At 69.7% G+C, this 21,974-nt stretch carries 24 protein-coding genes; 14 read left to right on the top strand and 10 right to left on the bottom strand.

Annotated features, from left to right (window positions below; genetic code table 11):
* Positions 1-65 precede the first annotated feature (65 nt).
* On the top strand, positions 66-3,071 hold the full coding sequence (locus tag ACIBTM_RS12335) for a BTAD domain-containing putative transcriptional regulator (protein WP_395876545.1): 3,006 nt from the start codon (positions 66-68) through the stop codon (positions 3,069-3,071).
* Here ACIBTM_RS12335 and ACIBTM_RS12330 read toward each other — a convergent pair.
* On the bottom strand, positions 3,068-3,481 hold the full coding sequence (locus ACIBTM_RS12330) for a hypothetical protein (RefSeq protein ID WP_395876544.1): 414 nt from the start codon (positions 3,479-3,481) through the stop codon (positions 3,068-3,070). The two genes, ACIBTM_RS12335 and ACIBTM_RS12330, sit on opposite strands and share 4 nt — an antisense overlap.
* 128 nt (positions 3,482-3,609) lie before the next feature.
* Between ACIBTM_RS12330 and ACIBTM_RS12325 the strand changes: the two genes are divergently transcribed.
* The 3 genes from ACIBTM_RS12325 to ACIBTM_RS12315 all read left to right on the top strand — a co-directional run bounded on the left by ACIBTM_RS12325 (position 3,610) and on the right by ACIBTM_RS12315 (position 6,983).
* Positions 3,610-4,476: a DUF4394 domain-containing protein gene (locus ACIBTM_RS12325; protein WP_395876543.1), complete on the top strand. Its 867-nt coding sequence runs from the start codon at positions 3,610-3,612 to the stop codon at positions 4,474-4,476.
* A gap of 159 nt (positions 4,477-4,635) precedes the next feature.
* Positions 4,636-5,859, top strand: coding sequence for a DUF222 domain-containing protein (locus tag ACIBTM_RS12320; RefSeq protein WP_395876793.1), 1,224 nt, complete (start codon positions 4,636-4,638; stop codon positions 5,857-5,859).
* Positions 5,860-6,275: 416 nt separating this feature from the next.
* Positions 6,276-6,983 carry a hypothetical protein gene (locus ACIBTM_RS12315; protein ID WP_395876542.1) on the top strand — a complete coding sequence of 236 codons (708 nt, stop codon included), beginning with the start codon at positions 6,276-6,278 and terminating at the stop codon, positions 6,981-6,983.
* A 2-nt stretch (positions 6,984-6,985) separates the two neighbouring features.
* Here the strand turns inward: ACIBTM_RS12315 and ACIBTM_RS12310 are convergent, their stop codons facing one another.
* Together ACIBTM_RS12310 and ACIBTM_RS12305 are read right to left on the bottom strand one after the other, a co-directional pair.
* Positions 6,986-7,147 carry a hypothetical protein gene (locus tag ACIBTM_RS12310; RefSeq protein ID WP_395876541.1) on the bottom strand — a complete coding sequence of 54 codons (162 nt, stop codon included), beginning with the start codon at positions 7,145-7,147 and terminating at the stop codon, positions 6,986-6,988.
* A 51-nt stretch (positions 7,148-7,198) separates the two neighbouring features.
* Positions 7,199-7,687: a DoxX family protein gene (locus ACIBTM_RS12305; protein ID WP_395876540.1), complete on the bottom strand. Its 489-nt coding sequence runs from the start codon at positions 7,685-7,687 to the stop codon at positions 7,199-7,201.
* Between the two features lie 83 nt (positions 7,688-7,770).
* Here ACIBTM_RS12305 and ACIBTM_RS12300 point away from each other — a divergent pair, with 83 nt between their 5' ends.
* Positions 7,771-8,307, top strand: a complete 537-nt coding sequence (locus ACIBTM_RS12300) for a TetR/AcrR family transcriptional regulator (protein ID WP_395876539.1) — start codon at positions 7,771-7,773, stop codon at positions 8,305-8,307.
* Here the strand turns inward: ACIBTM_RS12300 and ACIBTM_RS12295 are convergent, their stop codons facing one another.
* Complete coding sequence (locus ACIBTM_RS12295; protein WP_395876538.1) at positions 8,308-9,075, bottom strand: SDR family oxidoreductase; 768 nt, start codon at positions 9,073-9,075, stop codon at positions 8,308-8,310.
* 166 nt (positions 9,076-9,241) lie between these two features.
* Here ACIBTM_RS12295 and ACIBTM_RS12290 point away from each other — a divergent pair, with 166 nt between their 5' ends.
* The 3 genes from ACIBTM_RS12290 to ACIBTM_RS12280 all read left to right on the top strand — a co-directional run bounded on the left by ACIBTM_RS12290 (position 9,242) and on the right by ACIBTM_RS12280 (position 12,454).
* A complete protein-coding gene (locus tag ACIBTM_RS12290) occupies positions 9,242-10,765 on the top strand; it encodes a trypsin-like serine protease (protein WP_395876537.1) in 1,524 nt (507 codons plus the stop codon).
* A gap of 112 nt (positions 10,766-10,877) precedes the next feature.
* Positions 10,878-11,246: a YciI family protein gene (locus ACIBTM_RS12285; protein ID WP_063277450.1), complete on the top strand. Its 369-nt coding sequence runs from the start codon at positions 10,878-10,880 to the stop codon at positions 11,244-11,246.
* Positions 11,234-12,454 (top strand): RNA polymerase sigma factor, encoded by a 1,221-nt coding sequence (locus ACIBTM_RS12280; RefSeq protein ID WP_395876536.1) that lies wholly within the window; start codon positions 11,234-11,236, stop codon positions 12,452-12,454. Before ACIBTM_RS12285 ends, ACIBTM_RS12280 begins: the two co-directional genes overlap by 13 nt.
* Here the strand turns inward: ACIBTM_RS12280 and soxR are convergent.
* Complete coding sequence (soxR, locus tag ACIBTM_RS12275) at positions 12,444-12,890, bottom strand: redox-sensitive transcriptional activator SoxR (protein WP_395876535.1); 447 nt, start codon at positions 12,888-12,890, stop codon at positions 12,444-12,446. The genes ACIBTM_RS12280 and soxR overlap by 11 nt on opposite strands.
* Before the next feature lie 76 nt (positions 12,891-12,966).
* Between soxR and ACIBTM_RS12270 the strand changes: the two genes are divergently transcribed.
* The 3 genes from ACIBTM_RS12270 (at position 12,967) to ACIBTM_RS12260 (ending at position 15,570) form a co-directional block, all read left to right on the top strand.
* Positions 12,967-13,551: a hypothetical protein gene (locus ACIBTM_RS12270; RefSeq protein ID WP_395876534.1), complete on the top strand. Its 585-nt coding sequence runs from the start codon at positions 12,967-12,969 to the stop codon at positions 13,549-13,551.
* Positions 13,548-14,372 (top strand): NAD(P)H-binding protein, encoded by an 825-nt coding sequence (locus tag ACIBTM_RS12265; protein WP_395876533.1) that lies wholly within the window; start codon positions 13,548-13,550, stop codon positions 14,370-14,372. Before ACIBTM_RS12270 ends, ACIBTM_RS12265 begins: the two co-directional genes overlap by 4 nt.
* A 118-nt stretch (positions 14,373-14,490) precedes the next feature.
* On the top strand, positions 14,491-15,570 hold the full coding sequence (locus ACIBTM_RS12260; protein WP_395876532.1) for a methyltransferase: 1,080 nt from the start codon (positions 14,491-14,493) through the stop codon (positions 15,568-15,570).
* Here ACIBTM_RS12260 and ACIBTM_RS12255 read toward each other — a convergent pair.
* Entirely contained in the window at positions 15,539-16,423 is an 885-nt protein-coding gene (locus tag ACIBTM_RS12255; protein WP_395876530.1) for a LysR family transcriptional regulator, read from the bottom strand. The genes ACIBTM_RS12260 and ACIBTM_RS12255 overlap by 32 nt on opposite strands.
* A gap of 70 nt (positions 16,424-16,493) precedes the next feature.
* Here ACIBTM_RS12255 and ACIBTM_RS12250 point away from each other — a divergent pair, with 70 nt between their 5' ends.
* On the top strand, positions 16,494-17,828 hold the full coding sequence (locus ACIBTM_RS12250; RefSeq protein ID WP_395876529.1) for an FAD-binding oxidoreductase: 1,335 nt from the start codon (positions 16,494-16,496) through the stop codon (positions 17,826-17,828).
* A 97-nt stretch (positions 17,829-17,925) separates the two neighbouring features.
* A complete protein-coding gene (locus tag ACIBTM_RS12245; protein WP_073845179.1) occupies positions 17,926-19,107 on the top strand; it encodes an acyltransferase in 1,182 nt (393 codons plus the stop codon).
* 1 nt (position 19,108) lies between these two features.
* Here the strand turns inward: ACIBTM_RS12245 and ACIBTM_RS12240 are convergent, their stop codons facing one another.
* From ACIBTM_RS12240 to ACIBTM_RS12230, 3 genes are read right to left on the bottom strand one after another with little or no spacing between them, the layout of a single operon-like run.
* The gene (locus ACIBTM_RS12240) at positions 19,109-19,525 is read right to left on the bottom strand and encodes a nitroreductase family deazaflavin-dependent oxidoreductase (RefSeq protein WP_395876528.1); all 417 of its coding nucleotides are present in this window, start codon (positions 19,523-19,525) and stop codon (positions 19,109-19,111) included.
* A gap of 36 nt (positions 19,526-19,561) precedes the next feature.
* Positions 19,562-19,912, bottom strand: a complete 351-nt coding sequence (locus ACIBTM_RS12235; RefSeq protein ID WP_395876527.1) for a PLDc N-terminal domain-containing protein — start codon at positions 19,910-19,912, stop codon at positions 19,562-19,564.
* 37 nt (positions 19,913-19,949) lie between these two features.
* A complete protein-coding gene (locus ACIBTM_RS12230; RefSeq protein ID WP_395876526.1) occupies positions 19,950-20,624 on the bottom strand; it encodes an oxidoreductase in 675 nt (224 codons plus the stop codon).
* Positions 20,625-20,697: 73 nt separating this feature from the next.
* Between ACIBTM_RS12230 and ACIBTM_RS12225 the strand changes: the two genes are divergently transcribed.
* A complete protein-coding gene (locus ACIBTM_RS12225; RefSeq protein WP_395876525.1) occupies positions 20,698-21,546 on the top strand; it encodes a PaaX family transcriptional regulator C-terminal domain-containing protein in 849 nt (282 codons plus the stop codon).
* On the opposite strand, the gene ACIBTM_RS12220 is transcribed toward ACIBTM_RS12225, so the two are convergent.
* Positions 21,543-21,941 carry a RidA family protein gene (locus ACIBTM_RS12220; RefSeq protein ID WP_395876524.1) on the bottom strand — a complete coding sequence of 133 codons (399 nt, stop codon included), beginning with the start codon at positions 21,939-21,941 and terminating at the stop codon, positions 21,543-21,545. The two genes, ACIBTM_RS12225 and ACIBTM_RS12220, sit on opposite strands and share 4 nt — an antisense overlap.
* Positions 21,942-21,974 lie beyond the last annotated feature (33 nt).

The following is a 21,974-nucleotide window of genomic DNA, read 5'->3' as shown; positions in this document are numbered from 1 at the left end:
CGCAGCGGGGGCCTTTCCGCCGTTCTTCCTTGTGCGGCGCGGGAGGGCTCGCTACGTTCCTGCCGGTGGCTGTGCGGATCCAGGTGCTGGGCTCGCTGCGCGTGTGGCTGGACGGCGCGGAAGTCGACCTCGGCCCACCGGCCCGCCGTGCCGTCCTGGGTCTGCTCGTGCTCGCCGGCGGCGAGGCGATGTCCAAGCAGGAACTGGTGGACGCGCTGTGGGGTGAGCGGCCGCCGCGCAGTGCGGTGAACGTCCTCCAGACACACGTCAAACATCTGCGGCGGCTGCTGGAACCCGGCCGTCCGTCGCGGTCCGGGAGCGAGATCCTGCCGCATGTCGGCGGCGGTTACGCGGTGCGCTGGGACGCCGTCGAGATCGACCTGCCGCACGTCCGACGGCTCGTCGCCGAGGCGAACGACGCCCAGCGCGACGGCGAGACCGGCCGTGCCGCGGCGCTGTTCGGCGAGGCTCTGCGCTGGTGGCGTGGCCGGCCGCTGGCCGATGTCCCGTTGCTCGCGACGCATCCGAAGGTCTTGGCCCTGATCGCGGAACGTCGCGCGCTGCTCGCCCGCCACGGCGACGCGATGCTCGCGATCGGTGCCGCCGACGAGGTGCTGACCGAACTGGTCGAAGCCGCCGCGGATCAGCCGCTGGACGAGCCCGCACAGGCCAGGTTGCTCCGCGCGTACCATCTCGCGGGCCAGCGGGCGACGGCTTTCCGCCTCTACCAGGAGGTTCGTGAGCGGCTGCTCGAAGAACTGGGAGTCGAACCCGGACCGGAGCTCGTGGCGGCGCACACCGCGCTGCTCGAAGACGGGGAACCGCTTCCGAGCCCGCGTCCCGCCACCCGGGTCCCCCGGCAGCTGCCCGCCGAACCACCCGGATTCACCGGCCGGGCGACCGAACTGTCCATTTTGGACGAGCTGGTGCCGCGCGGCGGCGGCTCCGGCGGCGCGGTGGCGCTCGCGGCCGTCACGGGGACCGCGGGCGCCGGGAAGACCGCGCTGGCCGTGCACTGGGCGCATCGGGTGAAGGACCGGTTCCCGGACGGGCAGTTCTACGCGAACCTGCGTGGCCATTCCGGCGGCGCGCCCGCGACGGCACTCGAAGTGCTCACCCGGTTCCTGGCCGCGCTGGAGATCCCCGCGGAACGCCTTCCCGCGGACACGGAGACCGCGTCCGCGCTGTACCGGACGCTGATGACCGACCGGAAGGCGCTGGTGGTGCTGGACAACGCCGTCGGCGTCGATCAGGTCCGGCCGCTGCTGCCCGCCGGTCCGGGCTCTCTGGTGCTGGTCACCGCCCGGGACCGGATGGCCGGTCTGGTCGCCTTCCACGGTGCCCGGCGGCTCACCTTGGGCATGCTCGATCCCGGTGAAGCGCTGGAACTGCTCGCGCGGCTGCTCGGCTCCGAGCGGATCCGGGCCGAGTACGAAGCGGCCGCCGAAGTGGCCGGGCTGTGCGCGTATCTGCCGCTGGCGCTGAGGATCGCCGCGGCCAACCTCGCCGACGATCCCGGAAACGGCATCGAGGACTACGCCATCGAGCTGCGCAAGGGCAATCTGCTCGCCGCGCTCTCCGTGCCGGGCGACGAGCAGATCGCCGTCCGGACCGCCTTCGACCTTTCCTACGCGGCCTTGCCCGCGGAAACGCGACGGCTGTTCCGGCTGCTCAGCCTGGTGCCGGGCAACGACATCGGCGTCGAAGCGGTCGAGGTCCTCACCGGTTCGGATCGGGCGGGCCGGATGCTGGACACGCTCGCGGGCGCGCATCTCGTCGAGCAGCACGCGCCGGACCGCTACCACTTCCATGACCTGCTTCGCCGCTATGCCGCCGATCGACTGGCAGCACGGGAATCCCCGGCGGAGCGCGCATCCGCCCGCCGCCGCCTCCACGAGTGGTACCTGCGTGGCGTCGACAGCGCGGCGAAACTGCTGTACCCGCACATGTTCCGCATCCCGCTGTCCGTGCCCGACGGCCCGGTTCCCGCCGCGGCCAAGGAGAACGCGGCGGACTGGCTGGAAACCGAACTGGGCAGCCTCGCCGCCGTCGCCGAGGACGCGTCGCGGACCGGGCCGCTTTCGGTGGCCTGGCTGCTGGCCGACGCCCTGCGCGGTTATTTCTGGATGTCGTTGCGCCAGGTGGAATGGCGGACGACCGCCGGGGCCGCGCTGTCCGCCGCCGAGGAGGACGGCGATCTCCGTGCCCGCGCGTCCGCCCGGTTCAGCCTGGCGGACCTGGGTTTCCGCCAGGGGCGGTATCGGGAGGCCGTCCGGGACTACACCGGCGCGCTCGTGCTCGCCCGGCGGGCCGGGTGGACGGAGGCGCAGGCCGCGGTGCTGGGCAATCTCGGCTGCGTGTACTGGCAATCCGGACGGCTCCCGGCGGCCGCGGCGCGGTTCTCCCGGGGTCTGGAGCTGAGCAGGCGCGCCGGAACACCCGCCGGGGAGGCCGTCGCGCTGGGCAATCTGGGGCTGGTGCAGTGGGAGATGGGCGATCTGCCCGGGGCCGCCGGGCATTACGTCCAGGCACTGCGCCGGTATCGCGGCATCGGCTCGCGCTACGGGGAGGCGATCAACCTGGCCAACCTCGGGCAGACGCAACACGCCCGCGGCCGGGTCACCGAGGCCGCCGGGCTGCTCGCCAAAGCGCTCGCGCTGCATCGCGAGGCCGGAAATCGCGCCGGGGAAGCGGAAACGCTCGGCAGGCTGGCCTCGGTGTACTGCGATCTCGGCCGTCGTGCCGACGCGCTCGACCACGCGCGCGAAGGACTGCGGCTCGCGCGGGAGACCGGCGAACCGCGCGGCGAAGGCGAAGCGCTCGTCGCGCTCGCGAGCGTGCACCAGCGCGCGGGGCACCGGCAGGAGGCCGTCCGCCGGTACCGGCAGGCGCTGGTCCTGTTGCGGGAGACCGGCGACCGGTATCCCGAGGTCGACGCGCTCATCGGGCTCGCCACCGTCACCGGCGACCTCGGGCAGGCCCGCCAAGCGCTCGCCCTCGCCGAGCGAGCGGGCTATCGCGCGTTGCGAAGACGGGCGTCGGCCGCGGTGGATTCGATCCTCGTGACCTAGACCGCTATGTCGCTACTGGTGTCATAGGTGCCCGCCGGGTGGAAGGTCACGACGACCCACGGGTTGACGCCGTCTTCCTTGCCCGCGCCGTCCTGGCAGGAGAACTCGCTCATGTCGAACGCGCTCCACCTCTTGTCCGGCAGTTCCGTCATCGACTCCTCGATGCGGCCGACCCAGCGGCAGGCCGGACTGTGCACCCGCGGCGACACCGACGGTTCCGCCCAGACGATGCTCCCGCCCTCTGCGCACCACGAAAGGCCGAACGTGTAGGTCCACCTCCCCGGATCTTCGAGCACGACCGGCTTGATGGCCTTGACGCCGGAACCACATTCCCGGGCCGCGTCCGCCTCGCCGGGTGTGGCGAACGTGAGACCGGCGCAGAGGATCGTCGAGCAGACAAGGACGTTCATCGCTCCCACTGTTCCGCCGGATTCGCTCGTCCGCAAGCCGCCGGATGCCGGGTCCAATCGACGTCCAATGGCCGTCCAGTGCCGCCGAATAGCTTGTGCTCGCACAGTTTCCGCAGAGGGGAGTACGGATGAGGGCACGACTCAAGAAGGTTTTGACCGCGGCGGCCACCACGGTGACCGTCGCGGCGGCGCTGGTCGTCGGAACCGCGACCGGGAGTTCGGCGCAAGACGCCGGGCTGCGCGCGTTCGCGATCTCGTCGGACGGCAAGCTGATGGCCACCTTCAACACCAACACGCCCCAAGTCCTCGACTGGGTCCAGCTCGTCAAGGGGCTCACCTGCGATGAGACCTACCTGATCGGGATCGACTTCCGGGTGCAGGACGGCCTGCTGTACGGGGTGGGGAACAAGGGCTGCATCTACACGATCAAGGTCCCGCCCGCGGTGCCCAACGTCATCGTCACGAAGGTCTCACAGCTGAGCGTTCCGCTGTACGGCAAGGACTTCGGCGTCGACTTCAACCCGGCCGCCGACCGGCTGCGGGTGATCAGCGACAACGGCCAGAACCTGCGGCACAACCTCGCCGGCAACGCCACGGTCGAAGACGCCTTCCTGACCACACCGCCCGCCCCGGGGCGGACCTACGGCGTCACGGCCGCCGCCTACACGAACAACGATCTCAACCCCGACACCGCGACCACGTTGTTCGACATCGGCACGGCCACCGATCAGGTACTCATCCAATCGCCCGCCAACAACGGGCTCCTGGTCCCGACCGGCGCGCTCGGCGTCGACACCGGCCCGATCGCGGGATTCGACATCTACAGCGATCTGACCAACGGCAAGACGACCTCGGTGAGCGCGTTCGCCGTGCTCAACCCGGCCTCCGGGCCGTCGGGTTTCCACAGCGTCAATTTGCTGACCGGCGCGGCGACCAAGGTCGGCGACTTCCCGTTGCCGATCGCGGATGTCGCGGTGGCGCTCGACACGAACTGAACGGGGAACGCCGCTGTCCGGTGTCCGGTCTTTGGGACTGGGCACCGGATGGTGGCGCGTTGCCGTTTCCGGAAATCGGTAATGCTTCGGTTGTGCGCAGGGTCGGGAATTGTCGGTGGTCGGTCGTATGTTCGCGGGGTGGATACTCATTCCGCGCCTGTGGCGCTCCTGGAAAGCCTCACCGATCCTTCGGTGCTGGCGGCGGTGAATGATGCCGCGAATCTGTTGGACGACAAGGATTCGGTGGCGTTGGCGCAAGCCGCGTCGGCCGGGATCGCGCGACTGGAGGCGGTGCGGTTCCGGGCATTGGCGCAGCTGAACCGGCACCGCGACGGCGCGCGGAGTGTGACGCAGGAGGCCGCGCTTGAGTTGTCCCTTGTAGACAGTCATGCCGGTGCGATGGTCGCCGCGGCCGACGCGTTGACCACTCGTCTGCCTCGCACCCTGAACCTGATGGATGAGGGAAAGCTTGCCGGTTTCAGCGCGATGAAAGTCGCTTCGTCGACCGTATGGCTCTCCGACGAGGACGCCCGTACGGTCGACGCACTGCTGGAGGACCGGATCGCGGACAAGAACCCGGATCAGGTCCGGAAAGCCGCGAACCATGCGGCGAACACCATCGACCCCGACGGGGCCGGTAAACGAGCCGAGCGGCATCGTGAAGGCCGTCGCCTCACTATGCGGCACGGTGAGACCGGGGTCGCCTCGATTGAGGTCGAGGACGGACCGGTGGAGAAGGTCACTGCCGCGTATCAGCGGATCGACCGGGAAGCACGCGCTCTCCGAACCGGTGGCGAGACTCGTACTTTGGAGCAGTTGCGGGCGGATGTCGCGCTGGATCTGCTGCTGGGCGGCCAGGGTGGGGCGGGTGAGCGCAGCGAAGTGTTCCTGTATATGGACTTGTTCACTTACCTCGGTTTGAATGATGATCCGGCGGAGCTGGCGGGGCATGGCACGATCCCCGCAGCGTTGGCCCGGCACATCGGTAGCGGTGAGAACAGTGTGTTGCGGCGGATCATCACCGATCCGTTGTCCGGGCAGGTGCTCGATCTCGGTCGTGATCGTTACCGGCCGACGGCGGGTCTGGGCGAGTTCGTGCGGGTGCGGGACCGGGAATGCCGAAGACCCGGGTGCCATCGCCCGGCTCAAGCGTGCGACCTCGATCATGCGGTGCCGTGGCAGCACGGCGGGCACACCGCTGACACCGAACTCGTCGATCTCTGCCGCCGCGATCATCGGTTGAAAGACGAACCCGGCTGGACCTACCACCTCGCCCCTGACGGCACCCTCACGATCACCACTCCCACCGGGCAGCGCTACGACAGCACACCGCCGCCACTTCACGAACCCCGCCCGGCAGCCGACGAACCACCACCGTTCTGAGGCCGTCGCCAGAATTCGGCGACAAGCAAGTTACGCGCGAAGAGCATCAGCCACGGACAAGTCACACCGTCCAGTGCATCGCCAGAAAACGGCGACAGATGGGCTGTGCGTGAAGGGCTCGGCCTCAGCCGGAAACCGCCGCTGACAACTCTCACCGTTTCGGTCCGTCGCCAGAAAACGGCGACAGGCGAGTAACGCGCGAAGAGCTTCAGCCGCCGACCAACCACACCGATCCTGCGCGTCGCCGGAAACCGGCGACAGGCAGGAGATATGCCCACCGGCAACCGACCAGTTACCGAAAAACGGCCACAACCCGGCACCCCACAGCCACCGCTCAAACCTCCCCCCCGGTCGGACCCGGCAAATCGACCCCTGACCCGATCCCCAAAGCCGCCGCGATCGGCACGCTCACAGGCATGGAAACCGACTACGTCTTCCCGGGCCGCCGCATCGCCGCGCTCTCGATGATCCTCGGCCCGATCCTGCTGCTCACCGGGACCTTGTTGCGGTCACGCTTCAACTTCTTCTTCCCCGACCAGCTGAAAGCGATGAGCGAACATCCCGCGCTCATGACCGCCGCGTACACCTGTTTCCTGGCGGGCAATGTGCTGCTGTGGCCCGCGATCGTCGCGCTCGCCACCAAGATCGGCCGTACCAGGCCGGCCTTGGCCGCCTGGGGTGGCCTGTTCGTCCTTTTCGGACTCTTCGAGCGGACCTTCCACGCCGGGATCGACCAGGCCGCGCAGGGGCTCACCGAACGCCGCGGAGCCGGTTTCGCCGGAACCGTGGTCAGCGAGTCGTACCAGGATCTGCATCTGTTCAGTTTTCTGTCGTTCACGATCATGTTCGGCTGGTACGTGCTCGCGTTCGCCGCCTATCGGGCGAAAGTGCTCGGCGTCGCCGGGTCGATCGGGCTGGCGACGATGGGACTTCTGCCGCTCGGCGTTCTGAAAGGCACCGAAATCGTGTCGATCATCGGCACCACCGGACTTTGTCTCGCGTTGGTTCCGGCCGGTGTCCGCACATTAATGGAAAGTCCCAAACCCGGCCGCCGGACGGTGTTGCTCGCGGCGATCGCCGTTCCGATTCTGGGCGGCCTCGCCCTCGCGAGCGCGCTGGGCTGAACTCAGGCCAGCCGCGCGGGCGCTTTCCCTTTCCTGCCACCGGATTCGTGTTCGCGCCCCGCCGGGAGGCAGCTCATCAGCAGTACGACACCGACAGCGCCGAGAAGCATGTGCCCGGCGAGGATGCACAGCCCACAGAATCCGATCCACAATGAGATCTTCATTCTCAGAGGGTAGGGCCATTCTCGGGGACGGGGCCCGGACTTGGGAAAGACTTAAGGTCTCCTTTGGGAAAAGGGTCTGTCCGGCGTACGCGCGTAATGCACCACCAGCGACACCGTCGCGGTCAGGAAGACCACCTGCATCAGGCTCCGCGGCACCAGTTCGTCCATCGTCGAGACCACCGGACCGTGCAGGGCCTTGTACACGTTCGCCGGGAACATCCCCAGTAACAGCAGAGTCAGCCCGGCGGACGCCCACGGCGCCGTCCGCGACCACAGGACCCCCGCGGCGCCCGCGAGTTCGAGGGCACCGGTGACGGTGACCAGCAGCTCCGGTGCGGGCAGCGCGGGCGGCACCATCGCGACGAGTTCCTCCCGCATGCCGATGAAGTGCGCGAGACCGGTGGTGACGAACAGTGCCGCGACCCCACCGCGCACGGCCACCGGCCAGGGCTTGAGCCGCTGGACGCCGAAGACGCCCAGCAGGGACAACGTCGCCGTGACGGCGATCAGCATCAGTACGGGTACGAGACCGGGATCCATGACCTTGCCTTCCGGGCAGCGAATCTTTCCATTGCCAAGATGCGCTGTTGCAGGCCATCTTGTCAATGACTAGATTCGACGTCATGAGTCCCTATCACCACGGCGACCTCCGCCGGGCCGTGCTCGACGCCGCCGTCGCGGCCATCACCGAACACGGCCCGGCGGGGATCAGCCTCCGCGACCTCGCCCGGCGCGCGGGGGTCTCGCACGCCGGGCCGGTGCACCATTTCGGGGACAAGGCCGGGGTGCTCACCGCGCTGGCCGCCGAGGGGTTCGACCTGCTCGCGGACGCGCTCGCGGCCGAGGGTGACCGGGGCTTCGTCGAGGTAGGGGTGGCGTACGTGCGCTTCGCGATCGAGCATCGCGCGCATTTCGAGGTGATGTTCCGCCCCGAGCTCCACCGTGAGGACGACGAGGCGCTGACCACCGCCCGTGACCGTGCGGGGGCCCTGCTGACCAGCGGCGCGTCGTCGGTCAGCGACGACGCGATGGCGGGGGTCGCCGCGTGGTCGTTGATGCACGGTTTCGCGAATCTGTGGCTCACCGGCGCGCTGCGCGCCGAGCACCTCGAGGATCCGGACGCCGCCGCCCGGTCGATCGCCCGGATCCTGTTCCCCTGATCAAACCTGCGCGGTGGGCATCACGGTGACCTGCTGAAGGTTCACCCGCGCCGGGAGCGCGGTCAGGAACGCCACGGTCTCGGCGATGTCCTCCGGCTTCAGCCAGGTCAGCGTCTCGCGCGCGCCGTCCAGCCACTCCAGCGCGCCGGCGTCGGTGACGTGCCCCTGTAGTTCGGTCTCGACCAGGCCCGGCTCGATCGCCGCGACCCGCACCCCCTTCGGACCGAGGTCGGCGCGAAGGTTCTTCGACAGGTGCGTCACGTATGCCTTCGAAGCGACGTACACGGCGAAGGACGGGAAGACGGCCTGCGCGCCGATGGACGAGGTGTTCACCAGGTCCGCGACACCCTTTTCGGCCGCCGAAGCGACCAGATGCGGGACGAAGGCGCCGATGGCGTTCATCAGGCCGGTCATGTTGACGTCGATCATGCGCTGCCAGTCGCCGGTGGCGAGCTCGTCGATCGGCGCGGCCAGCATCACGCCGGCGTTGTTGAACAGCAGATCCGCACGGCCCAGTTTCGCTTCGACCTCGGCCGCCGCGGCGCGCATCGCCTCGGCGTCGGCGACGTCGGCCGCGAGCACGAGCGCGGTGCCGCCGTCCCGCTCGATCTCCTTCGCCAGTGTTTCCAGCCGGTCGGCCCGGCGGGCGACGAGCGCGACCGCCGCACCGGAGGCGGCGAGCCGCCGCGCGGCCGCTTCGCCGATCCCGCTGGACGCTCCGGTGACGACGGCGACCCTGTTCGCGTGCGGTACCGGGGAGTTCGTCATCTCTGTTTCTCCTAAGTGGACTCGGGTGATGAGTCCAGAAAACCGGGCCACGCGCGGAGATGGCACGGTCTGTTCAGCCTGGGTCCGGCAGTACCAGTCAGGCCGCGCACGGAACTGTTACGTGCTCATCGAGGTCCGCGGACACGGACCGGCCACCGTGATCGGCATGCGAATCCGATCCCTCGCGCTCGCGCTGACCGTGATGACGGCCACCGCTGCCCCCGCGTCGGCCGTCATCGGCGGCACCGAGTCCACCAAGCCCTACGAATTCATGGTCTCGCTTCAGTACGACTCTCCCCGCCCGGACGGGCACCGGTGCGGGGCGGTGCTGATCGCACCCCAGTGGGCGGTCACCGCCGGCCATTGCGCCAACACCCCGAACGGCGCGACGGCCGGCGTCCCCCGCGGCTGGAAGGTCCGCGTCGGCTCGCTGGACACCACCACCGGAGGCGAGGTCGCCGACATCGACAAGTTCTACCGGCGCCACCTCTCCTACAACCCGCCCGGCGAGGACATCGCGCTGCTGCACCTGCGCGAACCGGTGCGAGCCAAACCCATTCGGCTCGCCGCGAGCAGCCCGGCCGTCGGAGCCCCCGTCCGCATCCTCGGCTGGGGCGCGGCTTCGACCGGCTGCGGCGACTTCGCCGACCCGAAATGTTTCCCGAGCAAGCTGCGTGAAGCGGACACCGAGGTCGTGCCGCTCGACCGCTGCTGGGACGACGACGGGAAAACCCTGCCGTTGTGCGTCGGCCGCACCGATCCTCCGGTCGGGCCGGGGACGACGGACTCCGGAGGCCCCGCCCTGGTCCGGTCGGGCGACGGCTGGGCGCTGGCGGGAACGGTCATCGGACCGGGTATCCGGGGCGCCGACTTCCCCGACATGTACACCGATGTCGCGAAGAACGCCGCCTGGATCAACGGCATCGTGACCGGCACCGACGTCCCGCCGGACGACCCCGGCCCGAACGTGGAGGGCACGGCCGCGGTGGGCGACTGCGTGGGCGCGGTGGTGCGCCCCGCCACCGCGCGTGCCGGCGACCCGGCGCTGGTGCTGACCAACGGCCATTGCGTACCGAGCGGGCGGCCCGCACCGGGGAAGGCCCTGGTCGACCGGCCCGCCGACCTGCCCCGCCCGGTCACCATCGCCGGCCGGGACGGCTATCCGAAGAGCAGCGCCGGCGCCACCCGATTGGTGTACGCGACGATGACCGGCACCGACGTCGCGCTGTACCGGCTGGACAAGACCTACGCGCAGCTGGCCAGGGAGGGCGCGAAGGTCTTCCGGCTGGCCACCACCCCGATGCGCGCCGGAGACCGGCTGCTCATGGCCTACTCCGGCGGCCGCCCGCAGTGCACGGTCGAGGCCGTGGTGCCGCATCTGCGAGAGGCCGGATACCAGCAGGACGACGCGGTCCGCTACGCCCAGAGCGACACCTGCTTGAGCAGGCCCGGCCGCTCCGGTTCGGCGCTTTTGGCTCTCGACGCGAATACCGTGATGGGCATCAACAACACCCACAACCGGGACGGTGGGCGATGCACCGAGGGCAACCCGTGCGAGGTCGGCCGGGACGGCACCGTGACCGCGGTGCAGGGCCGCGGCTACGGCCAGCAGGTCCATCGGATCTCGGCCTGCCTGGCCAAGGGCTCACGGCTCGACCTGTCCCGCCCCGGCTGCCGTCTGCCCGCCTGACCTGCGACGAAATGCGCGGAAAGAAAAAAGCCGGAAAGATCGCCGTCGCTGTCGAATCGGCGGGTCGCCCTTCGTATAGGGAGTGAAAGTCCGCACGAACGAGGAGGACGCCATGACCCAGTACCTGATCAGCCTCTACCACCCCGACGGCCCCCTCCCGCCGCCGGAGTTCCTCGAGCCGGTGACGCGCAAGATCCAGGCGCTCAACGACGAGATGAAGACCGCGGGGGTGTGGGTGTTCGCCGCCGGCCTGCACCCGCCGACCACCGCGACCGTGCTGCGGGCCTCGGAGAACGGTCAGATCGCGACGCTCGACGGCCCGTACCTCGAAGGGAAGGAACATCTCGGCGGTTTCACCATCGTCGAGGTGCCGGATCTGGACGCCGCGCTCGACTGGGGCCGCCGGATCGCCGAGATCACCTATCTCCCGGTCGAGGTCCGGCCGTTCCAGGGTGTGGAAGACCCTTCGTGCGTGCCCTGACCTCCGAAGACATCGGCCGCGTCTTCGCACAGGAGTACGGCCGCGCGGTATCCGTGCTGGTCCGCGTCTTCGGCAGCATCGACATCGCCGAAGACGCGGTCCAGGACGCCTTCGCCGAGGCGGTGGACCGGTGGCCGTCCAGCGGTCCACCGCCGAGCCCGGCGGGCTGGATCATCACGACCGCCCGTAACAAGGCCGTCGACCGCCTGCGCCGGGAAGCCGCGCGCGACGACAAGCACGCCCAGGCCGCGCTGCTCAACGCGGACAGCGAACCAGTGGAGGAGGGCCCGGTGCGCGACGACCGCCTACGGCTGATCTTCACCTGCTGTCACCCCGCGCTGGCCGTCCCCGCGCAGGTCGCACTGACACTGAAACTGCTGGGCGGCTTGACCACCGGCGAGATCGCGCACGCGTTCTTCGTCCCCGAGACGACGATGGCCCAGCGGCTGGTCCGGGCGAAGGGCAAGATCCGCGACGCGAAGATCCCGTATCGCGTCCCTGGCGACGCCGACCTGCCGGACCGGCTGCGTTCGGTGCTCGCCGTGATCTACCTCGTGTTCAACGAGGGATACGCGGCCAGCTCGGGTGAGCGGCTGGTGCGGGAGGATCTGTGCGCCGAGGCGATCCTGCTCGGCAGGCTGCTGGCGGGCCTCATGCCCGACGAGCCGGAGGCCACCGGGCTGCTGGCGCTGATGCTGCTCACCGAGTCCCGCCGCGCCGCCCGCACCGGTGAGGACGGCGACGTCGTGCTGCTGGCGGAGCAGGACCGGTCACGGTGGGACCGGTCTTTGATCACCGAAGGGCAGGCGCTGGTCCGTGCCTGCCTGCGCCGGAACCAGCCGGGGCCGTACCAGATCCAGGCCGCGATCAACGCCGTGCACAGCGACGCCGCCGACACGGCGAGCACGGACTGGTCGCAGGTCGTCGAGCTGTACGACCTGCTGCTCGCGATGAATCCGACGCCGGTCGTCGCGCTCAACCGGGCCGTCGCGGTCGCCGAGGTACGCGGCCCGGCGAAGGCGCTCGACGTGATCGACGCCCTCGACCTGGAGGGATACCACCTGTATCACGCCATCCGAGCCGATCTGCTGCACCGCGCGGGCCGCACGGCGGAAGCCGCCCAGGAGTACGAAGAGGCGATCCGGCAGGCGGGGAACAGCGCCGAACGACGGCTGCTGGAACGAAAGCTGGCCGCGCTCAGTCGTTGATCAGCCGCGCCGGGCCGGGCCCCTTGGCGGCGAGGAAGTCACCGGGGTTCACCAGCACGCACTGGTCGAAGGACAGGCAACCGCAGCCGATGCATTCGGTGAACCGGTCCCGCATGCACTCCAGCTGCTCGATGCGCTTGTTCAGCTCGGCGCTCCAGCAAGCGGAAGCCCGCCGCCAGAACGCGTGGTCCGGCGCGGCGCCCTCGGGCAGGAAGTCGAGCACGCCGCCGATCACCTCCAGCGGGATGCCGAGATGGTGCGACGCGCGGATGAACGCGACGACGCGGAGCACGCTGCGGGGGTAGCGGCGCTGGTTTCCGCTGGTCCGCCTGCTGCTGATGAGACCCTGACGTTCGTAGAACCGCAGGGCGGAGGTGGCGACACCGCTGCGCCGCGACAGCTCCCCGATGGTGAGTTCGGCCGGGAGTTCGGACATGCCGATGATCCTAGCTTGACTTGAACCCTTGTTTAAGTTTCATGCTGAAGGCATGACAGTACAGGGGACCTCCGAAATGACCATCCACAAAGTACAGTGGCCGACGCCCGATGACGCGACCGTCGTCGTGGCGCGGGAATGGCCGGACGCCGACGCGGCACGGGCGGCGTACAAGAGCCAGGAAGGGCTCGTTTCCTTCACCGCGTACGAAGGCATCGATCACGACGGCGCCTTCACTTACGAGCAGTGGACCAGCGAAGAAGCCATCCAGAACCTGGACGGCGCGCCCGTGTTCCGCCTCCACCGCGGCCACCGCGGCGAAGGAGTGCCAGGCTGCCTCGTGATCGTCTCGGTCGAGTTCGAAGGGCCCGACGAGCGGCGGCAACGCGACTGGATCGACCTCGTCTTCGAAGCGCTGGCATCCGAACCCGCGCACCCCAAGGGCGGGATCTCGGGGTACTTCCACGTGAGCACCGACGGGACCCGCGTACTGAACTACGCCGAATGGGTCAGCGCCGAAGCCCATCTCGCCGCCCTCGCGGCCCCCGGCGCCGACGGTATCGGGACGACGGACGCGTGGAAGAAGGTGCATACCTTCCCGGGGGTATCGGGCGGGTCGGTCAAGCGGTACCGCCCGATCTTCTCGGCGGTGGCGGCATGAAGCCGATCCTGGTCGCCGGAGCGACGGGCAACGTCGGTTCGCAGGTGGTCGCCAGGTTGCGGGAGCGGGACGTCCCGGCCCGGCCGCTGAGCCGGAATCCGCCGCCGGACGGCGTCCGCGGCGATCTGGCGAAACCGGAAACGATCGCGCCGGCGCTCGACGGCGTCGACACCGTGTTCCTGATGCTCTCCGGCGCCGCCGAGGCCCTGGTCCCCACGGTGTCGTTGCTCGGAGAACGGGTGAAGCGCGTGGTGTTCCTTTCTTCGGGCGCCGTCGACGATTCCTTGGCGGAGCAGGACAACGCCATCGGCGCCTGGCATCGCACCGTCGAGGAGGCGATCGAAGCCACGGGCCTGGAGTGGACCTTCCTGCGGCCGCACGCGTTCGCGACCAACGCACTCGGCTGGGCGCCGTCGATCCGCGCGGACGGCGTCGTCCGCGGCGCGTACGGCGAGGCGTCGATGCCGCTGATCCACGAGAAGGACATCGCCGCGGTGGCCGTCGAAGCACTGACCGGCGACGGGCACGCGGGGGCCAAGTACACGCTCACCGGCACGCGGCCGATCACGCAGGCCGAACAGGTCCGCATCATCGGCGAGGCCGCGGGTCGTCCGGCGCGCTGGGAGGAGATCCCGCTCGACGAAGCACGTGCCGCCATGCTCACCAAGATGCCGGACTTCATCGTCGACACGATGCTGACCGGATTCCGGGGATTGCTGGCGAAACCGGGCGAAGTCACCTCGACCGTCCAGGACGTCACCGGCAGGCCGGGGCTGGAGTTCGAGGTCTGGGCGGCCGATCACGCCGCGTCGTTCCGCTAAACTCGGATTCGTGCCGACACCGGTTCATGCCGCGGTGGTCCACTAACCGCCGTTCCTGAAATCACCCCACGGAGCCCGCGGGGTCTCTTCGCCGCGGGCGAAAACAGGAACGGAAACCATGAACCCCCTGTCCACAAAGGACGGTGGTCGGCGCTGGCTGACCACCGTCGGCACGAAATGCCCCGAACGCCTCGTCGCCGTCGACGATCGCATCACCGCCGACGAGGCGTTCCGGCTGGCCGCGTCCGGCACCGGTCTCGTCTGGTGCGGCGACTTCCCCGGCGCGCGGAACCTCCTCGCCGCGTTGTCCCGCCGTTGCGGTACGGCGGCCGGGAAACCCTTTCCGGACCAGCGGAACCATCGGGCACGCCGGGCGCGGATCCTCGGCAGGCTGCTGGTCCCGCTGGATCCGGGCCATGTCCTGCCGGTGCGCCGCGGGCCGGACGTACGCGAGGCCTGCGCCGCGGTCTACGGGCCGTCCGAAGCCGCGTCTCTGGTGTCCTTGCGCGAGCTGCTCGGCGTCATCGGCGCGCACGAATGGCGCGTGAAGGGTGTCGAGATCCCGGCGCTCGGCGCGAGGATCCACCCGCACCACGGCGTCTTCTCCCCCGTCCGCGGCGAGTACGTCGATCTGGTGGCGAGAACTCCTTTGCCCGCCAAGGAACTGGCGTTCGACATCGGCACCGGGACCGGTGTGCTCGCCGCGGTCCTCGCGCACCGGGGAGTCGAACGCGTGGTGGCGACGGACAACGAACCCCGCGCGCTCGCGTGCGCGCGGGAGAACTTCGCCCGGCTCGGCTTCAGCGGAATCGAAACCCTTGAGGCGGACGTGTTCCCGCCGGGCCGCGCACCGCTGATCGTCTGCAATCCGCCCTGGCTGCCCGCCCGCGCGCGCACCCCGCTCGAACGCGCCGTGTACGACCCGGGAAGCCGGATGCTGAAGGCGTTCCTCGACCGGCTGCCGCGGCACCTCGAACCCGGCGGGGAGGCGTGGCTGATCCTGTCCGACCTCGCCGAACTGCTGGGCCTGCGCCCGCGCGAAGAGCTCCTCGACGCGTTCGAGCGGTCCGGCCTCGAAGTCCTCGGCAGGGAGGACATCCGGCCGAGGCATCCGCGGGCCAACGCGAAGGAGGTGACCTCGCTGTGGCGACTGAAAACGGGGCGGCTCACAACCCGAGCAGCGCCCGTGCCTGACTGATGAACACGCGGGCGGCGGGGCTGACCGGCCCCTCCGTCCGCCAGGCCAGCGCCAGTTTCGCCCGCAGCCCGGCCGGCCGCGTGATCTTCATGGCGTGCAGCTTCGTGTAATGCGTCGCCAGCGACATCGGCACCACGGCGACGCCGAGGCCGCGCCCGACCAGTTCGGCGACGACGTTCGGATCGCCCGCCTCCAGCGTCACCCGCGGCTGGGCGCCGTCGGCGAGGAACGCCGCGTCGACGATCGCGCGCATGCCGGTGCCCTTCGGCAGGCTCACCAGCGACCGGCTCTCCAGCTCCGACAACGTGATCGTGGCCTGCCCGGTGAGCGGATCCTCCGGCCCGGAGATGGCGACCAGCGGCTCGTCGAGGACGACCTCCAGGCCGATCCCCGGCGGCGGTTCGCCGGAGACCCCGATCAGCGCGACGTCGAACCGGCCGTCGGCGACGCCCGCGAGCAGGACGTCGGAGGTCGCCTCGGCGAGCGTGATGTCTACCGCCGGATGACGCTCGTGGAAGCGGGCGAGCAGATCCGGCAGGTTGACCGGGCCACGCGAGGACACCATGCCCATCGCGACCTGGCCGCGGACCAGCCCGGTGAGATCGTCGACCGCCTGCCGCACCCCGGCGACGGCGGCGAGCGCGGCCCGCGCGTGCGGGAGCGCGGCGGCACCGACCTCGGTCAGCCGCACCGCCCTGGCCGACCGGTCGAGCAGCGGCTGCCCGAGTTCGCGTTCGAGGCGGCGGATCTGGGCACTGACGCCGGGCTGCGCGACGTGCAGCCGCTCGGCGGCGCGGGTGAAGTTCGCTTCCTCGGCCACCGCGACGAAGTATTCGAGCTGACGCAGTTCCATAACCAATGATTCTAGTTGCCAGACAAACCAGATCTTGGACTTCTGACCGAATCGGGCTCACGCTGGTCTCATGACCACGATGCTCCGCTCCGGCGACCCGGATTACGACCACGAACTCGCCGGCTTCCAGACCGCGGTGCCCCGCCGTCCCGACGTCATCGTGCCCGCCGCGTCGGCCGCCGACGTCGTCGAGGCCGTCCGTCACGCCGCCGAGCACGATCTCCCGATCGCCGTCCACTCCACCGGGCACGGCGTGGGCGTCCCCTTCGAAGGCGGCGTCCTCGTCACCACCCACCGCATGACCGGGATCCGGATCGAAGACGGCGTCGCACGGGTCGACGCGGGCGTGCGCTGGGGTGCGGTCATCGAGGCCGCCGCGAAGCACGGGCTCGCGCCACTGAGCGGCTCCTTCCCCGGCGTCGGTGTCGTCGGCTACACCCTCGGCGGCGGGTTCAGCCTGCTCGGCCGCAAGTACGGACTGGCCGCCGACCAGGTGACCGCGATCGAGGTCGTGACCGCCGACGGCGAACTCCGCCGCGCCACCCCGGACACCGAAAGCGACCTGTTCTGGGCCCTGCGCGGCGGCCGCGACAATTTCGGGATCGTCACCGCGCTGGAGTTCCGGCTCGTCCCGGTCACCCGGCTGTACGGCGGCAGCCTGCAGTTCGGCACCGAATCGCTGTCCGCGGTGCTCCACGCCTGGCGTGACTGGGCGGCGGACCTGCCGCGCGAGATGACGTCGTCGCTGGGCATGGTCCCGATGCCGGATCTGCCGATGGTGCCCGAGCCGCTGCGCGGGCAGCACGTCGCGCAGATCCGGATCGCCTTCCTCGGCGACGCCGCCGAGGGTGAACGCCTGGTCGCCCCGCTGCGCGCCGCCGCCCCCCTGCTGGGTGACACGCTCGCCGAGATCCCCTTCACCGAATCCGGGAAGATCGCGAACGAGCCGCCGTTCCCGCACGGCTACCGCGCCGACAACGCCACCGTGTCCGAACTCGACGACACGATGCTCGACGCGATCCTCGAACACGCCGGCCCCGGCGCCCCCGTGCCGACCGTCGTCCTGCTGGACCTGCTCGGCGGTGCGCTGTCCGACCTGCCCGAGCACCCCGGGGTCGGCTGGGACCGCGAAGCCCGCTTCACCGTCCGGGCACTGTCCGTAGTGGACGACGCGAGCATGGCGGAGATCAAGGCGGCCCACGGGAAGCTGTTCGACGCGCTGAAGCCCAAGTCGACCGGCAAGCTCCTGACCTTCGTCTACGGCGACAGCGGCGCGGGCGACGAAGCGTCCAAGGTGTACTCACCGGCCGATCTGCGGCGGCTCGCCGAGGTCAAGGCGGCCGTCGACCCGGCGAACCGTTTCCGGCTGACCCATAACGTCGAACCGGCGCGTGACGCTGGGTGATCTCCGAAATCCGCTGGTAGGAGGCCCCGATGCGGGGCGAAGGCGCAGTGTGCGGCACCCGTATACTTCCGGGCCGATACCGCCATTAGGGGGCACTGTGCGCACTTTGGACCATGACGAGTTCCTCGCCATGCGCCGGTTCCCCGCGCTCGACGGGCTGCGCGCGATCGCGGCCACCATCGTGATCCTCTTCCACTTCGCGGGTCCGAAGTGGAGCTGGCTGTCCGGCTGGGTCGGCGTCTACATCTTCTTCGTGCTGTCCGGTTTCCTGATCACGACGCTGCTGCTGCGTGAGCAGGACCGGACCGGCCGGATCTCGCTTTCGGCGTTCTACCTGCGGCGCGTGTTCCGGATCCTGCCGCCGTACCTGGTGATCCTCGGCGGGATCATCGTGTTCGTGTGGCTGCGCGGGGAGTTCTTCACCCGTGAGTTCCCGCACGCGCTGAAGTACTACCTGACCTTCTTCAACGAGTTCTTCCCCGCCAGCAGCCCGAACGGCCCGGACAACTTCTTCAGCGGCTCGTGGACGCTGGGCATCGAGGAGAAGTTCTACCTGTTCTGGCCGTTCCTGCTGGTGGTCGCGGGAGCCGTCGGGCTGGCCGCGGCCTGGCGCAAGCTCGCGCTGGCGTTCGCCGCGTTCGCGCTGATGGCCGGGCTGGTCGGGGTCACCAGCGGCTGGGTGCTCAACGGGCCGCAGGTGCCGATCTACCGGTCGACCGTGCACTACGCGATCCTGCTGATCGGCTGCGTGCTGGCGATCGCGATGCACTACCGCCGGTCCTACGCGGTGATCAAACCGCTGACCCATCCGCTCGCGGCGATCCCGGTGTTCGGCGCGTTCGCCCTGCTGCACGTCAACATGGAAAGCCTGTGGTGGGAGACCGGCAGCAACCTCGGCCTGCTGATCGCCTACGGCCTGCTGTCGGCGATGCTGCTGGTGGTGCTGGTCTCGCCGGGGCCGCTGCGCTGGCTGCTGGCGACGAAGGTGATGCGGTTCGTCGGTGAGCGCTCGTACTCGCTCTACCTGCTGCAGGGCCCGGTGCACTTCGCCGTGGTCGCGGCGATCCCGCCGCTGGGCGAGCACCGGATGATCAGCGCGCTGACCGTGTTCGCGGTCGGGCTCGGGATCGCGGACCTCATCCACCGCTGGGTGGAGCAGCCGATGATCCTCACCGGCAAGAAGCTGATCGCGCGCCGCCAGGAGCGCAAGGCGCTGCGCGCGGCCGAAGCCGAACTCAAGCGGCCGAACGCTGTCGAAGCCCCCAGCGGCGCGCGCTGAATCAGCGCGAGAGGGTGACGATCGGGATCACCCGGTCGGTCTTCTTCTCGTAGTCCGCGAAGCCCGGCATCGTGCTGACCATCTTCGCGTACAGACGGTCGCGCTCGGCGCGGTCTTCGAGCACTACGGTCGCGGTCGCCTCGAACTTCTCCGTGCCGACCTCGATGGTGACCTTCGGGTTCGCGACGATGTTGTGGTACCAGGCCGGGTTCTTGTCCGCCCCGGCGTACGACGCGGCGATGACGTACTTGCCGTCGTCCTCCGCGTACACGAGCGGCGACGTGCGCGGCTCGCCGCTCCTCGCCCCCGTGGTGGTGAGGAGCAGCAGCGAGCCGCCCTCGAACATGCCGCCCACCTTCCCCTCGTTCTCGCGGAACTCCTTGATGATGTTCTTGTTCCAGTCGAGCGTTTCGGACATCGCTTCCTCCAGTGTCGATCTCTCCGCCGAGGCTACTCAGCCTTCACGGGCCTTGCGGCGCTGCTCCTCGGCGCGCTCCCGGCACTTACGAAGGAATTCTTCGTCGTCAGCGGCGCTCGTCGCGGCGAACCTGCCCGGCCGGTCGTACTCCGGGAACGCCGGCGTCTCCCTTTCGTACCGTCCGCGCGGCGCGCGGGCGGCGTGCTGCGGGCGCCCGGCGACCAGCCAGACGATCGAGCCGATCAACGGGACGATCAGCACCAGCAGCAGCCACATCCCCTTGGGCATGTTGCGGCACGATCCCTCGTCCGTGGTGATCACGTCGACGATGCAGAAGATCCACAGACCGAGCGTGAGAACGCCGAATAAACCATTGAAATACAGCATCGAAAGACTCCCCAGTTCCAGATGACCGGGGTAAGTCTTAGCACAGGAGGGCGTCGAGAATTCCCGCGGCCACCTGCCGCGCCCGCGTTTCCCCGGGGCATTGTTTCGGCCCTGCTCCGAACGGGTGCTCCGACAGGTCCACCTCGACCACCTCGCCGCCGACCCACCGCCGCGTGACCCGGACCGGCGGATCCTCGCGCAGGATCCGGTCGAGCAGGCTTTCGGCGTCCTCACCGGGCCGATGGGCGGCCAGCGCCTTGCCGAGCAGCTTGGCCGTCGCGTCGCAGGCCTGCACCAGGAGCCCGATCCGCGCGGCCGTCCGCTCATCGGCGTCACCGCCGCAGACCTCGACCAGCCGCCGCATGGCTTCTTCGGAGTCGGCACCGATTTCCGTATGCGGATGGTAGGCGCCGGAAACCGTCGCGATGTCGCGGGAAACGTCGGGCAGACCGAGTTCCGCGGCCAGTACGGCGACCGGGACCGTCCACAGGATCCGCTCCACCTGCTCGTCCCGCATCGCCTTGGCGAACGCGAAAGCCTTGTCCCGCAAGGACCCCATCGGCGCCAGCTCGGCGAGGACGAGTGCCCGCCGCCGCGCGTGGTCCTCCGGGCGGCTGAACCGGGCGACGTTCGCCCGCAACCACCGGACGCCACCCGGCTCGACGTCCTGGGGCACCGGCGGAACGGGGGCTTCGATCAGTGGATTCTCCATACCGTGACGCTAAGTGCGGAACGCTTCGGTCACGGCCGAAACATGAGCGCATCGTCGTTGTTATGGTGACCGGGTGACGGCCGTGTCGGAGGCAACCGAAGTCGACGGCGCGGGGCGAACGGCGCAACCGCGCCAGTTGATCGTGACCGTGTACGGCCTCTACTCACGCGGCGAGGGCGGCTGGCTCTCCGTCCGCTCCCTGATCGACCTGCTGGCCGGGGTGGACGTCGAGGAACCGGCCGTCCGGTCGTCGATCTCCCGGCTGAAGCGGCGCGGGATCCTGTCCGCGGTGCGCCGGGACGGGGCCGCCGGATACGAGCTTTCCGAAACCGCGCTGGCGATCCTGCGCGAAGGCGACGAGCGGATCTTCCGCCGCGAACGCGCCACCCCCGGCGACGGCTGGCTGCTCGCGGTGTTCTCCGTCCCGGAGGCCGAACGGCACAAAAGGCATGTTCTTCGCACGCAACTGGCCCGGCTCGGCTTCGGGACCGCGTCGTCCGGCGTCTGGATCGCGCCCGCGCACCTGCGTGACGCGACCTCCGACATGCTCCGGCGGCTCGAACTCGAGGAGTACGCCGATCTCTTCCACGCCGAGCACCTCGCGTTCGGCGACGTGCGGGAGAAGATCCGCGACTGGTGGGACCTAGACCAGCTCGAAGCGCTGTACACCGCCTTCGTCGACGAGCACGCGGCCGCGCTCCGGCGGTGGCAGCGGCGCAAGACCACCGACGAGGCCGAAGCGTTCGCCGACTACGTCCGGGTGCTGACCGACTGGCGGCGGCTGCCCTACCTCGACCCGGGCCTGCCCGCCGAACTACTGCCGCCGGGCTGGGCCGGGATCCGGGCAGCGGACCTGTTCTTCACACTGCACGCGCGGTTGGGCGAGGCCGCGGCCGCGCACGTCTCGCGCACACTGCCCTAAACGACCGCGAAGCCCTGCACCTCCACCAGCGCCTCGGCGTCCCAAAGCCGGCTGACACCGATCCCCGCCATCGCGGGGTACTCCTTCCCCGCCAGCCGCTTCCACACCGCGCCGATCTCGCGCGCGTGAGCCCGGTAGTCGTCCATGTCGACGATGTAGACGGTCACGCTGCACAGATCCGACGGCTCCCCGCCCGCCGCGCGCAACGCGGTGAGCAGGTTGGACAGCGCGCGTTCGAACTGCTCGACCACGCCGTCGCCGACGATGCGGTTCTCCTCGTCCAACGCCGTCTGACCGGCGAGGAAGACGAACCGGCCACTCGCCGCGACGGCGTGCGAGAAGCCGGAGGGACGGCCGAGCTCGGGCGGGTTGATGCGCTCCATACGGGTCAGCATATCCCGTATCGTTGACGGTCGTACATACCGCGA

Origin of the sequence: Amycolatopsis sp. NPDC049868 (assembly GCF_044461365.1) — a bacterium.
Taxonomy (GTDB): Bacteria; Actinomycetota; Actinomycetes; order Mycobacteriales; family Pseudonocardiaceae; genus Amycolatopsis.
This window is presented reverse-complemented; position numbering and strand designations above follow the sequence as displayed.

Bases quoted from the DNA above. Each gene is read 5' to 3' on its own strand.
- ACIBTM_RS12290 (WP_395876537.1), top strand. From the start codon at position 9,242: ATGCGAATCCGATCCCTCGCGCTCGCGCTGACCGTGATGACGGCCACC.
- ACIBTM_RS12330 (WP_395876544.1), bottom strand. From the start codon at position 3,481: ATGAACGTCCTTGTCTGCTCGACGATCCTCTGCGCCGGTCTCACGTTC.
- ACIBTM_RS12305 (WP_395876540.1), bottom strand. From the start codon at position 7,687: ATGGATCCCGGTCTCGTACCCGTACTGATGCTGATCGCCGTCACGGCG.
- ACIBTM_RS12220 (WP_395876524.1), bottom strand. From the start codon at position 21,941: ATGCTGACCCGTATGGAGCGCATCAACCCGCCCGAGCTCGGCCGTCCC.
- ACIBTM_RS12315 (WP_395876542.1), top strand. From the start codon at position 6,276: ATGGAAACCGACTACGTCTTCCCGGGCCGCCGCATCGCCGCGCTCTCG.
- ACIBTM_RS12270 (WP_395876534.1), top strand. From the start codon at position 12,967: ATGACCATCCACAAAGTACAGTGGCCGACGCCCGATGACGCGACCGTC.
- ACIBTM_RS12235 (WP_395876527.1), bottom strand. From the start codon at position 19,912: ATGCTGTATTTCAATGGTTTATTCGGCGTTCTCACGCTCGGTCTGTGG.
- ACIBTM_RS12300 (WP_395876539.1), top strand. From the start codon at position 7,771: ATGAGTCCCTATCACCACGGCGACCTCCGCCGGGCCGTGCTCGACGCC.
- ACIBTM_RS12255 (WP_395876530.1), bottom strand. From the start codon at position 16,423: ATGGAACTGCGTCAGCTCGAATACTTCGTCGCGGTGGCCGAGGAAGCG.
- ACIBTM_RS12260 (WP_395876532.1), top strand. From the start codon at position 14,491: ATGAACCCCCTGTCCACAAAGGACGGTGGTCGGCGCTGGCTGACCACC.
- ACIBTM_RS12230 (WP_395876526.1), bottom strand. From the start codon at position 20,624: ATGGAGAATCCACTGATCGAAGCCCCCGTTCCGCCGGTGCCCCAGGAC.
- soxR (WP_395876535.1), bottom strand. From the start codon at position 12,890: ATGTCCGAACTCCCGGCCGAACTCACCATCGGGGAGCTGTCGCGGCGC.
- ACIBTM_RS12310 (WP_395876541.1), bottom strand. From the start codon at position 7,147: ATGAAGATCTCATTGTGGATCGGATTCTGTGGGCTGTGCATCCTCGCC.
- ACIBTM_RS12250 (WP_395876529.1), top strand. From the start codon at position 16,494: ATGACCACGATGCTCCGCTCCGGCGACCCGGATTACGACCACGAACTC.
- ACIBTM_RS12325 (WP_395876543.1), top strand. From the start codon at position 3,610: ATGAGGGCACGACTCAAGAAGGTTTTGACCGCGGCGGCCACCACGGTG.
- ACIBTM_RS12265 (WP_395876533.1), top strand. From the start codon at position 13,548: ATGAAGCCGATCCTGGTCGCCGGAGCGACGGGCAACGTCGGTTCGCAG.
- ACIBTM_RS12285 (WP_063277450.1), top strand. From the start codon at position 10,878: ATGACCCAGTACCTGATCAGCCTCTACCACCCCGACGGCCCCCTCCCG.
- ACIBTM_RS12240 (WP_395876528.1), bottom strand. From the start codon at position 19,525: ATGTCCGAAACGCTCGACTGGAACAAGAACATCATCAAGGAGTTCCGC.
- ACIBTM_RS12295 (WP_395876538.1), bottom strand. From the start codon at position 9,075: ATGACGAACTCCCCGGTACCGCACGCGAACAGGGTCGCCGTCGTCACC.